The sequence below is a fragment of the Gemmatimonas aurantiaca T-27 genome, from assembly GCF_000010305.1.
GTDB classification, from domain to species: Bacteria; Gemmatimonadota; Gemmatimonadetes; order Gemmatimonadales; family Gemmatimonadaceae; genus Gemmatimonas; species Gemmatimonas aurantiaca.
Genome location: NC_012489.1, coordinates 3,971,473 through 3,988,631, shown reverse-complemented (window position 1 = coordinate 3,988,631; position 17,159 = coordinate 3,971,473). Strand labels below are relative to the sequence as shown.

Sequence of the window (17,159 nt, the reverse complement as noted above, 5' to 3'; positions counted from 1 at the left end):
ATGCGTTGGATCATGAAGCGCTCGGCCGTCTACACGATGACCCTGGTGATCGCCGCTTCGGCGGCGGTCATCGTGGGCTGCGCTTCGCAGCGTGAGGAGCCGCCGGCGAATCTCGTTCCGCATGATCTCGCCGAGATCCGGCGCGTCAGGGCAGCGTCGCAGCAGCACGGTACCATTGGGCGCGCTGCACAACGCACGGCGCATCCGGTGGTGGCCGTGGTCCTCGGCGGGGGTGGGCTGCGCGGGTTTGCGCATGTGGGCGTGCTGCGCGCGCTGGAGGAGCTGGGTGTACGCGCCGACATCATCGTGGGAACGTCAGCCGGAGCGGTGGTGGGCGCTGCCTACGCCAGTGGTCTGACACCGGATCAGATCGAGTCGGCAGCACGCGACATCAAGGTGTCGTCGCTGATCGATTTCACGGTGAGCACGAAAGGATTGATGCGCGGCGATCATCTGGCCGAGTGGATGGACGATGTCACCAGCGGTGTGCCGGTCGAACACTTTCCGCGGCGGTTTGCGGCCGTGGCGACCGATCTGGAGAGCGGGCAGGCCGTATTGCTCGATGCGGGATCCGCTGGACGGGTCGTTCAGGCGTCGGCGGCGGTGCCGGGCATCAATGTTCCCGTGTCGTATGACGGAGGGCATCTGATCGATGGCGGCGCCACCAGTCTCGTGCCCGTGCATTTCGCGCGCGCGATGGGCGCCGATATTGTGATCGCGGTGGATATCTATTGCCGAAGCCCGCGCCCGGGAGGAACGGGGGCGACCACCGTCATTGGCAACGTGATGCGCACGCAAAGTTGTCTCCTGGCCGAATCCGAAGTGGCACAAGCGGACTTGTTGATCGCACCGGAAATTGTCGTGCCCAGCATGTCCTCGAAGGAGGCGCAGGCACTGGTGATTCGCGCTGGCTACGAAGCCGCGTACGCCGTCATGGACGACTGTCGGCATGCGGCGAAGCGTCTCGCGGTGTGCCGATAGCGATGCGCGCGCGCATACCTCGGATGAGACGAGGGGAAACAACAACGGCCCGCCGACCAGATCGGTCAGCGGGCCGTGCGCAGCATGAGGCGCCGAGTGTTCAGTCGATGCGACGGCGACGACGCGCCAGCACCACCATGGCCAAACCACCGACGACCATCATCGACCAGGTCGACGGTTCCGGAACGACGGTGCTCGCCGCCGTTCCGCGGATGATGAACGGGAGTTCCACGCCCGAGGCATCACCGGCGTCGAGAAGGTTTCCGAAGTTCGCGCTGCCGAGCTTCTGCTGGGCGTTACCCACGGCGCCGTCGGAGGTGGGGGGCTGGAAGGGACCCGCGGCCAGGCTGCCGGCCACGCTCCACTGCAACCAGTACGAGCCAACGCCCAACGTAAAATCCGGCACGTCCGCATCGATCTGGAAAATTGCGCGGTCTTGGTTGCTGAGCGTCGATGCCGTGGTGCGATAGCCCACCAGGCCACCATTTGTGGGAACCACCGAGCCCGACGCCACTATCGATCCGGTATTCACATCACCGGCTACAATGCTCCAGCTCAGGCCGGTGAACGTGAACGCGCTGTTCGAGAAGGTCTGGTACCCAAAGAAGCTGAACCCTGTCACGTTCCAACCGCCGGCCACGGCGACCGTGAAATCGTCGGCCACCCGATTCGGCCCGTTGGTCTGCATCCCGGCGCCAAACATTGTGCCGCCTGCCCGGATCACCGAGGGGCCGGAGGGCGGGACGACCGGCCCATTGTCGTGCAGGACCTGCGCAGACGCAGTTCCAGCCAACGAGGCAGAGAGGGCGACAGCAGCGGCGGAACCGCGCAGGAAGTGGGCGAGTCGCATGGGGAGGGGGCTGGGATGGAGGGAGGGACAGACACTTTCCTGAAACAGCAATTTTTGGACCAGCGACTGGCATATGGATTGTCGCTGATCGCATGCGGGCGATGGGTCCTGTTGCCCGGAAACCGTCGGGCCAATGCAACGGCCCGCCGACCAGATCGGTCAGCGGGCCGTGCGCGGCAGGAGGCGCCGAGTGTTCAGTCGATGCGACGGCGACGACGGGAAAACGCCACCATGGCCAAACCACCGACGATCATCATCGACCAGGTCGACGGCTCCGGAACGACGGTACTCGCCGCCGTACCGCGGATGATGAAGGGGTATTCCATGCTCAGGCCGTCAAGATCATCCAAGCGAAGCGCGAAGTCCGTGCCATCCAGGCTCTGATGGGCGTTGCCTTCCACCCCGTCGGCGGTGGAGGTCTGCCAGGGGCCGGAAATCCCGGTGCCGGTCATGCTCCACTGCAGCCAGTATTGCCCCATGCCCAATACAAAATCGGGGACATCGGCGTCGATCTGAAAAATCGCACGGGTGGTGGATCCTTGATCCGTTCCACTCACGCGATAACCGACCAGGCCACCATTGGTGGGGACCACCGATCCCGACTGCACCACCGAGCCGGTGTTGACATCACCTGCCACAATGCTCCAGCTCAAACCGGTGAACGTGAAGGCGCCATTGACGCCACCGGTCTGATATCCGAAGAAGCTGAATCCCGTCACGTTCCATCCGCCTGCCACCGCGACCGTGAAGTCGTCGGCTACCGCATTGGGAACGTCGGTCTGCATACCGACACCGAAAATGGCGGCGCCGGGGCGAAGGACCGAAAGGCCGCCAATGACCGCTGGTCCATTGTCATGCAGCACCTGGCCGGATGCGGTGGTGGCCAGTGATGCCGTGAGCGCAACAACCACAGCCGAGTCGCGCAGAAAGTGAACAAGGCGCATTGGGGAGGGGCTTGGGATGGAAGGAGGGACCAGATCCTTACAGAAACTGCAACTATTGGACCAACGTCTTACATCCATATATTCACTTTTCATTGCTCAGAAACATCGGAAATGATCGGAAGTGTCGATTCGATGCCACGTATGGCTGAGCCACTCTGTGTGGAACCGCTCGTGGCGGAAGGCATGCGGTCGCCGTACAATCGATGACATGACCGAGCGTCGATACAGAGACGACGAAGTGCGCGAGATCTTCAGTCTCGCCACCGCGAACGATGCACGAGACCCATCGCTGTCGGCAGAATCAGGCGGCATGACACTCGGCGAGCTCAAGCATATTGGCCAGGAAGCGGGCATCGAGCCTGCGCGCGTGGCCGCAGCGGCCGCGCTGCTCGATGCGCAAATGAAAGTCGCGCCTGTGCGACGGTCGTTCGGATTGCCGATCGGTGTGTCGCGGGTGATCGATCTTCCGCGCGCTCCCTCTGACCGGGAGTGGGAGCAGTTGGTGTCGTTGTTTCGGACAACGTTCGACACACAGGGCCAGATGGCCACCTCGGGTGGCATGCGCGAGTGGTCGGAAGGCAATCTGCATATCACCGTCGAACCGACGGCACATGGTCAGCAGCTCAGGCTTCGTACTTTGAATGACAGCGCGATGGTGCTGAATGTGCTCGGATCGCTGTTCGGCGGTATGGCGTTGCTGATGGGTGGTGTGGTGGCGGCAGCCGGCAAGCCGGAGAAGGCGCTATTGGTTCTTGGTATGTTCGGCACGATGGCCATCGCCGCACTGGGTGCCAACGTGGTGCGTCTGCCCGGTTGGGCGCGGAAGCGCGAGCGGCAGATGGAAGCGATCGCTGAACAGGCCGTACGGCTGCTCTCCACATCGTAAGCGGCCTGCTACACGAACAGGGGTTGGTCGTGGCGAACAACCGGGTCTACAGCGACGAGGAGTTTGCCCTCATCCTGCGCACGGCGACCGAGATGTCCGGCCGCGCGGAGGTGCAGGGCTCTTCGCCTTCGGGGCTGACGCTGTCCGAGATGCAGGCCGCTGCTGCGCAGGTGGGAATCGATCCTGTCCTCGTGGCGCAGGCCGCGCGGCAGCATCTCGTCCGGAAGCCCCCTGCGCTGTTGGAACGGCTGATTGGCGGTCCGTTGCGACTGCAGCATGCGGCGCATTTCCCGGTGATGCTCGACGAGCCGATGGCGACGCGGTTGTTGTCGGCGGTGCGTATCGCTGAAGGGCACGCGGCCGGTATACACGCCGGGCATGCCAGCGCACTGGGCATGACATGGCATGATGGCGGCGAGCTGGAGGCACTCACCGTGACCGTGCATCCGGTTGCCGACGGCGTCGATGCGGCCATCGCCATGGATCGACGCGGCACCCTGACCACGGTAGCGGCGTTTGCCGGCTTTGGTGTGCTGATGGCTGCGTTGGCCGGCATGACATGGTCCGAAACCGCTCCGGTGCTCGGCGTCAGTGCGGGCATGGTCGGAGCCGGTGGTGTGCTGGCCATCGCGCGTCGCTATTGGGTGTCGTCCACGAACGCGGTGCGTGCGCGCATGGGCGCGGTCATGGACACGATTGGTCGTGCACTGCCGGCGTCTGGTGCATCAGACCGGTCGGAGTGAAGCGCCATGTTGTGCGTACTCGCCACAGGTTCGTCGGATCTCCGCCACGCGCCCGCAGATCGCAATGCTTGGGCTCGGCTTCGTGAACGACACTTTCGATGGCTATCGTTGGGCGGCGCTCCTGTGAAGCGAGCTGGAGTATTTCGATGAACTCGATGCACGGGTGTTTTCTCGACCCTGTGGATCCACGACGCCCTCTGCATCCACGACGCCCTCTGCATCCACGGCGGCGCGTCTTGCCGCGAAGATCTACCTCTTCATGATCGCGGAAGAACGCACACTCGGCGCAGACCGGCCTCAATGACACCAACACGCGCAGGTTTCATTCGGTTGGTGTGACATCGAGCGGTGCGTGTGCTGCAACAGTCGCGCGCGGTGTTGGCCGATGCGTCGCAATGCCAAGCCGCGCCATGCGGCGATACAGTGTGGAGCGGTGGATCCCCAGTTGGGCGCAGACACGTTTGGTATTCCAGTCGGCGGTGTCGAGCAGATGCCGAAGCCGCTGTCGCTCTTCGTCGATGCGTTCTGTGGCGTCGCCTTCCGCCACCGATGACGACATCGATTCCTGCACCGACCGCGGGGGCGGAAAGGCGCGATCATATGCCGTTGTGGTGAGCATGGCTTGTACGTCACTCATCGTCACCGTCGGATCATCGGCCAGCAGTGCGACTCGCTCGACAAAGAGCCGTAGCTCCCGAACGTTGCCGGGCCATGGATGTGCGACGAGCAACGCCAGCGCTCCCGGTGCAAACCGAATGACACGCGCTTTGGCATGTGAGCCAAAGTGTTCGGCGAGCAGCGCGATATCGTCAGGGCGCGCGCGAAGTGGTGGCAGGGCAATGACACATCCCGAGAGGCGGTAGGCTAGATCGGCCCGAAACGTACCGGCATCGACGCTGCGCATCAGGGATTGATTGGCCGCGGCGACGATGCGGAAATCGCTGCGGCGATCGAGTCGTGCACCGACCGGACGAAAGGCGCCCGTCTCGAGCGCGCGCAGCAGCTTACCCTGCGCCGCGGGCGCGAGCGTGCCGATCTCGTCGAAAAATGCCGTGCCACGATCCGCTTCGACGAGAAACCCGTCGGTGTCCTGCAATGCGCCGGCGAACACATCGCGACCGTCAATCGGCTCGATGATACCACGACGTTCGCGCGCACGGGCGGACGACTCTCTGGTATCACGCTGCCACGGGGTGGGCTGACCTACACGTTTGCCTACGACGGCAACCAGAAGCTCATGCAGGTCACGCCACCGGCGGTGTCGGGCACACCGCGCACGGTTGGTGCTTCGGTGAATAGTGGACGGCTTGTCTCCATCACCGATCCCGACGGTTTTGCCACCACCTTCGCATACAGCAGCACGGTGGCCAACCTGATGGTATCACGAAGCGACAAGCACGCGCGCACGCGTGCGTTCACGTTCGATGGTGCCATGCGACTTGCGGGCACGACGGTATATGCCGGCATGGGATCCACCGATCCGATCACCTGGTCGATGTGTGCCGCAGAGACGCGCGGAATACTGGGTGGCGGCCCCTGTGGCGCGTCGGTTCTGCCCCATACCTCGGAGGCGAGCACAACGATCGACGGCCCCCGCGCCGTGGCCGATACCTGGAATATCACGGTGAACCGGTACGGTGCGGTGGACAGTTTCCGCGACCCGCGCGGCAGTGTCTCCACATTTCAACGCACCGATACGCGGTTTCCCGGACTCGTCACCCAGGCGACCGATCCCACCGGATTCGTGCAGCAGTACACGTACACCGAGCGCGGCAACGTACAGACGCGCACCGATGTCGATGCCCTCGGGCCGGCGATGTCGAGTGTCTACAGCTACGTGTATGGCAGCACGCAGTGGCCCGATGGGGTGACGACGATGTTCCTGCCGATGGATGGCTGGATGCAGTTCACGTACGACACCCGCGGCAATGTGCTCACGCGCGAGGATTCCCGGGGAGCCGCGGGACGCGCGACACTCAACTACGGGTCGGCGGGCTCACCGGCGTCCGGATTGCTCGTTTCCGTGGTACAGCCCAACACCGTGGCGGGGCGGACAGACTTCGACTCGCTGCAGTACGATGCGCAGGGAAATGTCTCAGACGTGCGGACCGCGTCGCGGATTGGTGGGACGACCACTATCCATTCGGCTACGCACACGTCGAATGATGCGATCGGGCGCGTGGCACAGACCTGTGTCGACCTCAGTATCGGTGGCACGCCACCGCAGCAGTGCACCGCGACCACGTTCAATCGGATGGATCGTGATTCCATCGTCACCGTCACCGCGCCGCTGGGCGTGAGTACGCAGACGCTGACCACGCGAAGCCGATATGACCGTGAAGGGCGCCTCACGTGGTTGCAGCGACAGTCGTCATTGCCGGACGCGGGCATCGGCGCCATCACCACCCAGTGGCAGTACGACAGCGCGGGGCGGCGCATCGTGGAGACGGCCCCCGACAACGCTGTCGAGCGCACGTTCTACGATGCGGCGGGCAACGTGGAGCGCGTGATCACGCGCAAGAGTGACACGGTGTCGATGACGTATGGTCTGGCGAACGAATTGCTGACGCGTCGGTTGTCGGCGGTGCAGTACCCGACTGTGGCGGACACGACATACGATACGTTCGCTTTTCCCTGGAAGCCAAATAGTGGGAGCAACTATCTGATTCCGGTGGATACCCAGCGGTTCACCTATGACAGCGCGGGGCGTATTCTCACCGCCAACAACCGCGACGCGCGTGTCACGCGCACCTATCTCCGCAATGGATTGCTGGCCACGGAACGGCAGAACCTGCGTGCCTCCAATGCGGCAGCGGTCGACACCGCGAAGCACAACTATCTGCTGACGTTCCGCCACGACCTGCGAGGGCGACGCACCGTTGTGAAACTGCCTTCGCAGCTCGCGGCGGCTGGGCAGGACAGCCTGCTGCGCGTCTATCACCCGTATCGCGATGAGTTGCTGGCTGTTGCCGATCCACTCGGCAATACGTACACCTACAGCTACACGGACCGAGGCGAACCGGAATCGCTGAGTTTCCCAGGTGGCTACAATGAGTTTTGGACCTACGGTGCGGCGGGCTATGACAGCCTAAACGTCATCTCCAATCCTAGTACCACGAACGGGCGCATCGGCGTATCGCCAGTGCGTTCGGCGCGGTCCGCGTTCGACGCGCGTGGGTTTCGTCAATCGCGCTACGATGCGGCCGGCTTCCGGGACACCGCGCAGTTCATGTATACCGGATTCGGACACTTGGCATCGAGTCGTATGAGCCAGCAGGCTGCAATCCAAGGTGGCAGCGCGCGGGTCGAAAGCCGAGAAAGTTTGACCTACGATGCGCTGGGAAACATGCTGACCGACACGACGTCCACGTTCAACAGTTCGCGGACCGGTGGTGGCCTCAATAGCGGCGTGAGCCGTGCGTCACAGTCGTTCACCTATTCCGCAAGTTATCAGGCCAACGTAGGTCGGGTCCTCGGGCAGGTAGGCGGTACGGGCGGAGCGCGTACCTATGCGTACGATGCGGCAGGAAACACTCAGTCGTATCACCGTACCGAAGGCAGTGCGGACGACAGTCGATTTCGTGAACGACGCCAATCCTACTACGCGGCTGATGGCAAGCTTGCGGCAGCGGACTATCGGTGGCGTTCAACGACGCTGGACGATGATCGCCGGCGTGCGTTCGAGACCTATCGCTACGATGCACTGGGGCGCCGCGTCTGGGTGCGTGCGGATCGTCAGTGTGAACTTGCCAACGACAACGGACGCGATCGGCTCAATTGCGACATGAGCACGCTCCGGCGCACGGTGTGGGACGGGGACCGGGAGCTCATCGAAATCCAGGTGCCGGTCAAAGTACCGACGCGTAGCGCTGAGCCGGATAGCGTGCTGGACAACGACCTGTTTCTGCCGCGGTACCCACGGGTGCTCAACAGCCAGGATCCGAATCCGTTTTTCGGACGGGTGCTCTATACCTATGGATTGACGCTCGACCAGCCGGTAGCGCTCACCCGGTACAACTACGTCGATCGCTTCCAGGGCGACTCGAGCATCGTGTTCCCGCCCACGACGGTCTCACTGATGTGGACGGCGCTGGGGAAGGTGGGCGTGGCGGCGTGTGCCGATGGGAAGGCAGAGTGTAGTCGGACGATCAACCTGGCGGGTGGTGGTACGCGCACGGCGAATCTTCAGGTCGGGTTGCCGAACATGTGGTTCGCGTATGAGCGACCGAAGTACTTGCCGAGCGCGTTTGGCGGGACGCTGCTGGACGACAAGCAGACCGCGACGGGAACGCACTATCGACGGAATCGGTACTATGATCCGGGCGCCGGACGGTTCACGCAGGAAGATCCGATCGGGCTGGCGGGCGGGCTGAATCTGTACGGGTTTGCGGGGAGCAATCCGGCGAACTTTTCGGATCCGTTTGGATTGTGTCCGCCGCATAACGACAACCTATCCGATTGTACCGGATTCTGGACTGTTGCAGGTGCCGCAACAGGCGCTTTGCTCGGTGGCGTCGGCGGAGGAACCGGTGGATTTTTCTTGGGGGGCATCGGCACTGTCCCAGGTGTGAGTATAGGTGCCATGAAAGGAGCGTTTGTAGGCGCTGTCACTGGTGCGGCGGTTGATGGCTTGATCTTGGCCAGTAAGAGCCACACCACGGCCACCGTTGATATTCCGGGACTTGGCCGGACCCGAGTCGATTGGGAAGAACCGACAGGCAACACTCCCGGCAACGTGCATGTCCAGGGAAAAGGCCGAGGTGGAGTTCCAAAGACGAGGATCGGCGGTCCCGATGATATGAACAAACTACCCAAGGCCATTCGTGAGAACCCAACCATTCGTCGCGGAGTCGAGCGTGCACTCGAGCAACTGCGCAAACTCAAGGAGTCACCGTGAGTGATACGACCGCTAGGCCCGCCGAAATATTGCTTTCCTACTACGCAGGCGTGGACGATCCAGAACGTGGGATCTATACAGCGCGCCCCGTAGATCCTGAGTTTACGGATGAGCTTCGAGTAGCGGTCTACGTTGATGACGATGAGACTCTTGGCTTTCCACCGGAGCTGTTAGGGAAACGATTGCAAGTCCAACTTAGTGGCAGTGCGCGGGCGCTTGAGGCTTTTGGTATCTATCTCGTCGCTTTGGCGCGTTTGGACTCATCAGATCCTGATCCGCATGAGCATTTCGAGGATGTGTCCGATGAGCGAGGAGGAACCGTGCACTTGATCGTACGACGATCGAGCAGTTCATGATAGATGGGGTTCCGTATCCTCTAATTCGAAGAACCTGCCAAGGCACTATTTGATGTGTTAGTGCGAGATTTTCTGCAGTAATAAGAGAAATCCGATCAGATGTTTGATCGGATTTCTTCTATTGCCGGGCGCCACTGTTGGTCTGGCTCGAATTTCTTTGAGCTCTTTAGTTGAGATAGTGTTCGCAGCCTGCTGAGTACGGAGCCGGAGATACCAAACGAATCGTCTTCGCTGTGCACAGATAGTCTGAGTACTCAAAGCGCGGCTTTTACATGAGAGCATACTCATCACTTCACGCAGAGGGAACGATGCGTACGATAGGTCGATACGGTTTTGCCGCTGGCCTACTGCTGGCACTTGGGTTTTTCGCCTATCGTCTGGCCATCGCGCCCGTACACGCGGTGAGCAGTGCGAGTGCCTGTGACGGCGCCTACGCCAGGGCGCACACACGAGCGGATTCCATCGCGGTGGACCTCCTGTCGTATCCGGATCCAGCGGGGTATGGCGTGGATCGTCGGTGCGGGACGCGCGAATCGTCTGTCGCGGTTCGGCCATGAAAACAACATTGCCGGCGGCAGCACCCGAAATTCCGGTAGCTGATGTCGCCACGTCTTCGGCGTACTACCGTGACCAGTTGGGCTTCGACGTCGACTGGCATGCCACCGACATCGATCTGGCAGGCATCTCGCGTGATCAGTGCCGGCTTTTCCTCTCAGGGCCAGCCTTTCGCGAGCAACGTGGCAACACCAGCCCCGTCGTGATTTGGCTCAACCTGGACAGCATCGAGGCCGTGAATGATCTGCACAGCCTCTGGCACGCCGCCAACGCCATCGTGCTCGCGGTGCCCGAATCAAAGCCCTGGGGGCTGCATGAGTTCACGGCCGCCGATCCCGACGGCAATCGATTTCGGGTGTTCCACGACTTCGCGACGCCGGAACGCCTGACCGAATCATCGCAATGACCAGATAGACAAACGGGGGCGCCGTGTTCGGCGGCCCCGTTGTGCATCATCAATCGCCAGCCGGATTCAGCTCGCGATCTTCTTCTTCTGCTGATTGATCTTTTCCATTTACTTCTTGAAGAACTACTTGAGGGGCGGCGTGGAGGTGGGGTAGTAGCAACGTGGAACGAATGAAGAGCGGCCTAGCGGCGAGGGTTGATGGGAGGTCGGTCGAGTTGGGTGACACCTGAGCAGCACGCGCAGATGGATCCGCTCCGAAAGCTCGGCGGGTCTCCGCAAGAGTGATCAAACTCCTGAATACGGAAACACGTCGATGACTACTTTCACTGACCAGTTCGAGTCGACCAACGGAGCCCCCATCCAATACGACGGTCGGGAACTCCATGCGAAACTGGTCCTTGCGGCAGCGAACGGAGACACCATCGCGCTGCGGTTTCTTCGCTCCGCCGATCGTCCGGTGCAGGGTATCGGGATCACATGCGAGCACTGTGAGATCCGGGTCGCGGGAACAATGGCGAAGAGTATCGGGCTCTGGACCGATACGGCCCCCAAAGCTGTGACACTCGAAGTCGTGAAGGCCAAGACTGGTGCGCGTGTGATCTTCTTCAATCAGTGGCGGGACGAAAAGTACGGCTCTACGATGTACCGGCTGAACAATGCGGCTATGGAACTCGTACCTCAGCCGGATGGCTCGATCCTTGCGCGATGCAGCGACGGCTTTGGGGAGCCAGACTTCAACGATCTCGTCTTTCAACTGACACATCGGGAGCCGGGGAGGGAATACCTCGGTTCCCGCGACTATCCATGAGTTGGGCGCATGCGCCATTGGCCGCAAAGGGAGGCTCTATGGTTTCCCGTCGGAGCACATTGTGAGTAGAGATGCAGAACTCCGCGAGCGCGTTCGGAATGCGATCCACTCCGGTCAGTCACTCGATCAGGTCGTTGCGCTGCTACGTGATGCGGGCTGTTCCAAGGGACAGTCGATCATCGTCCTCGCCGACGCGACGTCCATGGACATGGCTGCCGCGACAGCAGCGGTGAACGGAGGCCAGGTGTGGAAAGAGCAGCGTGTGCAGGACGAGTCGCTCAATGCCGGCCTCTGGGACACGATGAGCCACCATGGCAAACCGCAATCTGATGGCTCGACTGACCTCACCGATTGGCTCGAGCGGCAGGACTGACGTTCACATAGTGGGCCGTAGCGCTATCCGCATCGTTCCTGTTGGTCTCGGACTCGCACTGTATGCCATCCTGGTTCGCCAGCCGATCGCTAAGCAAGCCGGCTACCCTGCGTGTAAGATGGTGGATTGTTCGTTTGACATTCCCCAGCAGCTCTCCTCATGCGAACCGCACTCTTCCTAGTCTCAGGCCTGTTGCTGATGGCCTCGCTGTTGATCGTGTCCAAGCTGTTCGGTGAACACTTTCCGTCGGCCCCGAACTGGGCATTGGGGCTCGGCATGGGTCTCTGGTTGGCCATCACTGCTGCCAACATGTGGGTGGGCGTCTCCAAGGCCGGATATTCAGTCGGGGAGGAGCTGCCGATCCTGTTTCTGCTCTTTGGGGTGCCGGCGGTCGTGGCGGTGCTGGTGCGTTGGAAGTTCATCTAGCCGATGCAACCGCTCTCCGCCGCAGTACCAGAGATCCCGGTGGGCAATGTGGCCACGTCCACGGCGTACTACCGTGACCAGTTGGGCTTCGACGTCGACTGGCATGCCACCGACATCGATCTGGCAGGCATCTCGCGTGATCAGTGCCGGCTTTTCCTCTCAGGGCCAGCCTTTCGCGAGCAACGTGGCAACACCAGCCCCGTCGTGATTTGGCTCAACCTGGACAGCATCGAGGCCGTGAATGATCTGCACAGCCTCTGGCACGCCGCCAACGCCATCGTGCTCGCGGTGCCCGAATCAAAGCCCTGGGGGCTGCATGAGTTCACGGCCGCCGATCCCGACGGCAATCGATTTCGGGTGTTCCACGACTTCGCGACGCCGGAACGCCTGACCGAATCATCGCAATGACCAGATAGACAAACGGGGGCGCCGTGTTCGGCGCCCCCGTTGTGCATCACCAATCGCCAGCCGGATTCAGCTCGCGATCTTCTTCTTCTGCTGGTTGATCTTCTCCATGTACTTCTTGAAGAACTGCTTCTGGATGTCGTTCATGTCGATCTCACGACCCTGGATGTACGACTGGATGATGTTCGACGTCATATCCAGCGGCGTTCCGGTCGTGATCAGCAACGTGGCTTCCTTGCCCACTTCCAGCGAACCCACCTTGTCGGACACACCCATGAATTCGGCGGCGTTGATCGTCACCGCCTTGAGCGCTTCCTCCTCTGGCAGGCCAAACGCCACCGCCACACCGGCGTCCCACGGCAGGCGATAGCTGTACAGCGCGTTGCCGTCGCCGGCGATCGCGAACTTCACACCGGCCTTGTACAACGCGGCCGGCGAGCTGTACGCGCCGTCGTAGCCATCGTCTTCGCGCGGCGGTGCGGACATGGTGGACGTGAGGATCACCGGGATCTGCTCGGCCTTGAGCCGCGGCGCCACGTGGATGGCGTCACGTCCTCCACGAATCACCAGCTTCACCCCTTCTTCCTTGCCCCACGTGATGGCGTCGTTGATCTGCGCCACACCTTCTGCCGCCACCACCACCGGAATCTCGCCGTTGAGCGCCGGAATCATCGCGGCATAGCGTGAGTCGGTACGCACAGACTGCTTGCTCTTCAGTGCATCCCGATACGCGCGCGCTTCGGCGAAGAAGCCGCGAATGGCTTCCACCTGTTCGGCGTAGGTCTTGGGCGCCGGCTGTCCGGCACGACCGCCAGGGCCACCCGGCGGGCCGCCAAACGGGCCACGCGGACGGGCGTTGGGGTCGGGCCAGTTCACGTTGAGCGCGGCCGCGCCCTTCATCGACATCTCTTCCCACGTCCAGCCTTCGAGTGAGATGGCCGACGACAGACCGGAGATCACACCACCACCGGGTGTCGCAAATGCCACCAGCACACCGGCGTTGCGTGTCGTGCCGATGTGCCGGCTTTCAGCATTCACCGCCACTTCAGGCCGCACGTTGGGATTGAAATCGCCACGCTCGTTCACGTCGTTCGACATGTCGACCGCACCGATTTCCGAGATACCCACCGTGCTGTAGGCGTCGATGAGGCCGGGGTAGATGTGCTTGCCCGCCACATCCACCACCTTGGCGCCGCGTGGCACTTCGGTGTCTGCGCCGCCAATCGCGATGATCTTGCCACGATCCATCACGATGGTGCCGTTGGTGATCGTGCCCTTCGTGACCGTATGAATCGTCGCGCCCTTGAGCGCGACCGGCTGGGACTGTGCGGCGGTGGGAATGACCACCTGCGCATGCGCCGCGGCGGGAGCGATGATGCCGGCTGCCCCAAGGGCGAGGGAGAGCGCAGCCAGGCGTGCGGCAGTGTGCATGATCCGTGTCCCGAAAGGAGTCGTAGTGTGGGGCATGCTCAGTTGCTCCCCGGACGGCGAGCCGGTGCCGCCGCGGCCGGTGCTTCGGCCGGGCTGGCCGCGATCACGGCCTGGATGAGCTGCGCGCGCTGCTTCGCGATCTCTTCACGCAGCACCTTGTCTTCGTCCAGCGAGAAGTACTTGCGACCATCCACCCAGGTCTGCTCGGCCTTGGTGAACTGCGACAGCGGGTTGCCGTTCCAGATCACGAAGTCGGCATCCTTGCCGGCTTCGAGCGATCCGACCGTCTTGTCGATGGCAATCGCCTTGGCGGCGTTGATCGTCACGGTGTTCATCGCGTCGATCTCGTTCACGCCCGAACGCAGCAGCTTGCCTGCTTCCCAGTTCATGCGCGTGGAGATCTCATTGTCGTCCGAGTGCAGCGACGTCACCACGCCGGCCTCCATCAGCAGGCGCGCATTGTACGACGTGGCATCGTACGCTTCGAGCTTGAACGCGCCCCAGTCGCTCCACACGATCGCGGCAACACCCGACTTCTTGAGCTCGTCGGCGATCTTGTACGCTTCCACGCCGTGCTGCAGCGTCTGCACGCGGAAGCCGAATTCCTCGGCCAGGCGCACCAGCGCCAGGAACTCGTCGGCGCGATAGCCGTGCGAGGCCACGAGCAGCTTCTGGTTCAGGATGTCGAGGATGGCTTCCATGCGCAGGTCGCGGCGCGGCGGAACACCCGTCTTCGTCTTCTGAGCCTCCCACGCCTTCCATTCCTTCTCGTAGTCGCGCGCCGCGAGGAAGTGGTCGCGGATGATTTCCTGTGTGCCCATGCGCGTGTTCGGGTAGCGCGTCTGGCTGCGCTTGGGGTTTTCGCCCAGCGCGAACTTCACCGTGCGCGGCGCACCCTGGATCTTGTACTCGTCGGGCAGCGAACCCCAACGCAACTTCACGAACACGTTCTCGCCGCCGATCGGGTTGGCCGAGCCGTGCTTGATCATCGTGGTGGTCAGGCCGCCGGCGAGCTGACGATAGAACCACACGTTGTTGTGCGTGATCACGTCGCCCATCTGCACTTCGGGCACGATGGCAAAACCACTTTCGTTCACCGAGCTCACACCACCATGCGTGTGCGGATCGATGAGGCCCGGCGTGACATGCTTGCCGGTGCCGTCGACGATCACTGCGTTGGCCGGAGCGGACAACTTCTGCCCCACGCGCACCACCTTGCCCGCCTGGACCAGCAGGTCGGCGTTCTCCATGCGGCCCTGCGCGCCTTGCGTCCACACCGTGGCGTTGCGCACCAGCACGACCGCCGGCTGCACCGGGGCCGCGCTACGGCCGTATTCCATGCTCGGACGGATGAACGGCAGGTCGATCTTGGGCACCTTCACTGCCACCACACCACGCGCGGCGCCCTGGAACTGCTCCGAACGTGTACCGCGGTACGTGGCGTCGGTGCCGTTGGGCAGCGCGAGCCAACCGAAGAAGTCGTTGCCCTGCACCGAACCGGAGAGCAGCACCGAACCTTCGAGACCCAGCGATTCGCCCGGGAAGGACGCTTCGAGGCGGCCCGTCTCGGCGATGATGCGCGCTGAGGAGATGTTCACCGGACGGCGGCCTGCCGCTTCGAACGTGCCGCGGATGCGATTGAGCGGCCCTTCGAGACGCAGTGTGGCGTTCTTGTAGGTGCCCACGTCGTCGGACGAAATGGTCCACGTACCGCGCGGGTCCACCTGAGCGGGCCGGGTCACACCATAACGCGCACCCTGCACCCAGACATCGCGAATGGCGCCTTCTTCGGTGAAGAGATCCCCTTCGCTCACGACGAGATTGGCCACCTTGCCCACCGCGATCGTGCCGTGTGTGCGATCGATACCGAGCCAGCCGGCCGGCACGGTGGTCAGCGCGGCGAGTGCCTTGTCGGGCGTGAGACCACGAGACACGGCCGTGCGCAGGTTGGGCAGGAACTGGTTGAGCGAGGCGAGGCCGTCCGCCGTGATGGCAAATGGCACACCGGCGCCAGCAAGCTGCGCCGGATTGGTGGGCGCGAGATACCAGTGGCGGAGGTCGCTGAGTGACACGTTCATCGCGGCTTCCGGATTGGCCACATTGGGCGCATCGGGGAAGGCGAGCGGCACGATGAGCGGCTGTGTGCGTCCCTTGAGCACGTCCACGAGACGGTATTCCTGGCCACTGCCACGGAACCACGGCGTGAGCTTGTAGTCTGCGGCGAGCTTGTAGGCGCGCAGATACTCCTCTTCACTTTCCGTCTGGAAGATCACCGGCTGCTTGCCTTGCACCGCGCTGCCGAGGGCGGCGAGGGCTTCGCTGGTTTCCGGCGGCAGGATGGACCGGCCGCTGGCTTCGTACGAACCCCATGCCCGCATGTACCACTCGGCGTCGAGCAGCGTCTGCTTCATGAGCGCCAGCGTGCCCATGGTGGAGTTGGGGTACATGCCGCCGAGTGCGAACGAGCGCTGGAAGCCGATGGACTGCAGCAGATCGGGGCGCAGCACACGCTCGCGCACACCGGCGTCGCTCAGGTTCACCACCGACGCCTTGCCGCGGAAGATGCCCTGATGTGGCACAGCCAGGGCGGCGCCGAAGCCCAGCGAACGCAGGGCCACGCGGCGCGTGGAGTCATCCTTGAAGTTGGCGGTGGTGCTGAACCAGGCGCGCACCTGCGGATTCCAGTGCGTGGGGCCCACATCACCACCCTGTGGTGGTGCGTCGCCACCAAGATCGGCGTGTGCGTCGATGAAGCCCGGGTAGATCGTGAGCCCCTTCATCTCCCACACACGGGCGCCGGCGGGTGCGGCGACACCGGCACCGACGGCGGTGACCACCCCGTTCCGGATCACGATGGTGGCGTTGTCGAGCGCTTGCCCGGGGCCGGTGACGACGCGGGCCCCGACGAGCGCGTGGTAGCCGGTGGCATTGGCGCGCAACGCGGCGACCGGCTCGGTGCGGGACGATTGCTGTGCCCCGAGCGTGCCGGCAGCCAGCACGGTGAGGCTCAGCAGGGAACGAGCGAATTTCACGAGGAACTCCCGTGACGGCGGCCGCGGACGAGCGCCGTCGGTGGCGAAGGATGAAGGGGGCGGACG

16 protein-coding genes are annotated in these 17,159 nt (G+C 62.9%); 11 read left to right on the top strand and 5 right to left on the bottom strand.

The genetic code is table 11. The annotated features are described in order from the left end of the window. Entirely contained in the window at positions 1-981 is a 981-nt protein-coding gene (locus tag GAU_RS17250) for a patatin-like phospholipase family protein (protein WP_015895192.1), read from the top strand. 100 nt (positions 982-1,081) lie between these two features. Here GAU_RS17250 and GAU_RS17245 read toward each other — a convergent pair whose 3' ends face one another. After that, positions 1,082-1,831 (bottom strand): PEP-CTERM sorting domain-containing protein, encoded by a 750-nt coding sequence (locus GAU_RS17245; protein WP_015895191.1) that lies wholly within the window; start codon positions 1,829-1,831, stop codon positions 1,082-1,084. Positions 1,832-2,025: 194 nt separating this feature from the next. Beyond that, entirely contained in the window at positions 2,026-2,775 is a 750-nt protein-coding gene (locus tag GAU_RS17240; protein ID WP_015895190.1) for a PEP-CTERM sorting domain-containing protein, read from the bottom strand. A 208-nt stretch (positions 2,776-2,983) separates the two neighbouring features. Here GAU_RS17240 and GAU_RS17235 point away from each other — a divergent pair, with 208 nt between their 5' ends. Next, the gene (locus tag GAU_RS17235) at positions 2,984-3,661 is read left to right on the top strand and encodes a hypothetical protein (RefSeq protein ID WP_015895189.1); all 678 of its coding nucleotides are present in this window, start codon (positions 2,984-2,986) and stop codon (positions 3,659-3,661) included. Between the two features lie 29 nt (positions 3,662-3,690). Further along, positions 3,691-4,404 (top strand): hypothetical protein, encoded by a 714-nt coding sequence (locus tag GAU_RS17230; RefSeq protein ID WP_015895188.1) that lies wholly within the window; start codon positions 3,691-3,693, stop codon positions 4,402-4,404. A 322-nt stretch (positions 4,405-4,726) separates the two neighbouring features. Here GAU_RS17230 and GAU_RS21340 read toward each other — a convergent pair whose 3' ends face one another. Beyond that, positions 4,727-5,515 carry a sigma 54-interacting transcriptional regulator gene (locus GAU_RS21340; protein WP_015895187.1) on the bottom strand — a complete coding sequence of 263 codons (789 nt, stop codon included), beginning with the start codon at positions 5,513-5,515 and terminating at the stop codon, positions 4,727-4,729. A gap of 126 nt (positions 5,516-5,641) precedes the next feature. Here GAU_RS21340 and GAU_RS17220 point away from each other — a divergent pair, with 126 nt between their 5' ends. The 8 genes from GAU_RS17220 (at position 5,642) to GAU_RS17190 (ending at position 12,633) form a co-directional block, all read left to right on the top strand. After that, positions 5,642-9,301 carry an RHS repeat-associated core domain-containing protein gene (locus GAU_RS17220; RefSeq protein WP_015895186.1) on the top strand — a complete coding sequence of 1,220 codons (3,660 nt, stop codon included), beginning with the start codon at positions 5,642-5,644 and terminating at the stop codon, positions 9,299-9,301. Further along, the gene (locus GAU_RS22330; RefSeq protein WP_156799105.1) at positions 9,298-9,657 is read left to right on the top strand and encodes a hypothetical protein; all 360 of its coding nucleotides are present in this window, start codon (positions 9,298-9,300) and stop codon (positions 9,655-9,657) included. Before GAU_RS17220 ends, GAU_RS22330 begins: the two co-directional genes overlap by 4 nt. 308 nt (positions 9,658-9,965) lie before the next feature. Beyond that, positions 9,966-10,214 carry a hypothetical protein gene (locus tag GAU_RS17215; RefSeq protein ID WP_015895185.1) on the top strand — a complete coding sequence of 83 codons (249 nt, stop codon included), beginning with the start codon at positions 9,966-9,968 and terminating at the stop codon, positions 10,212-10,214. After that, positions 10,211-10,618 (top strand): VOC family protein, encoded by a 408-nt coding sequence (locus GAU_RS17210; protein WP_015895184.1) that lies wholly within the window; start codon positions 10,211-10,213, stop codon positions 10,616-10,618. The genes GAU_RS17215 and GAU_RS17210 overlap by 4 nt, the downstream gene beginning before the upstream one ends. Before the next feature lie 313 nt (positions 10,619-10,931). Continuing rightward, entirely contained in the window at positions 10,932-11,426 is a 495-nt protein-coding gene (locus tag GAU_RS17205) for a hypothetical protein (RefSeq protein WP_015895183.1), read from the top strand. A gap of 61 nt (positions 11,427-11,487) precedes the next feature. Continuing rightward, on the top strand, positions 11,488-11,799 hold the full coding sequence (locus GAU_RS17200; protein ID WP_015895182.1) for a hypothetical protein: 312 nt from the start codon (positions 11,488-11,490) through the stop codon (positions 11,797-11,799). Between the two features lie 159 nt (positions 11,800-11,958). Further along, positions 11,959-12,225 carry a hypothetical protein gene (locus tag GAU_RS17195; protein WP_015895181.1) on the top strand — a complete coding sequence of 89 codons (267 nt, stop codon included), beginning with the start codon at positions 11,959-11,961 and terminating at the stop codon, positions 12,223-12,225. Between the two features lie 3 nt (positions 12,226-12,228). Continuing rightward, positions 12,229-12,633: a VOC family protein gene (locus tag GAU_RS17190; RefSeq protein ID WP_015895180.1), complete on the top strand. Its 405-nt coding sequence runs from the start codon at positions 12,229-12,231 to the stop codon at positions 12,631-12,633. A 66-nt stretch (positions 12,634-12,699) separates the two neighbouring features. Here GAU_RS17190 and GAU_RS17185 read toward each other — a convergent pair whose 3' ends face one another. After that, positions 12,700-14,061, bottom strand: coding sequence for an amidohydrolase family protein (locus GAU_RS17185; RefSeq protein ID WP_015895179.1), 1,362 nt, complete (start codon positions 14,059-14,061; stop codon positions 12,700-12,702). 38 nt (positions 14,062-14,099) lie between these two features. Next, complete coding sequence (locus GAU_RS17180; RefSeq protein WP_169307722.1) at positions 14,100-17,093, bottom strand: amidohydrolase family protein; 2,994 nt, start codon at positions 17,091-17,093, stop codon at positions 14,100-14,102. Between the last annotated feature and the right edge of the window lie 66 nt (positions 17,094-17,159).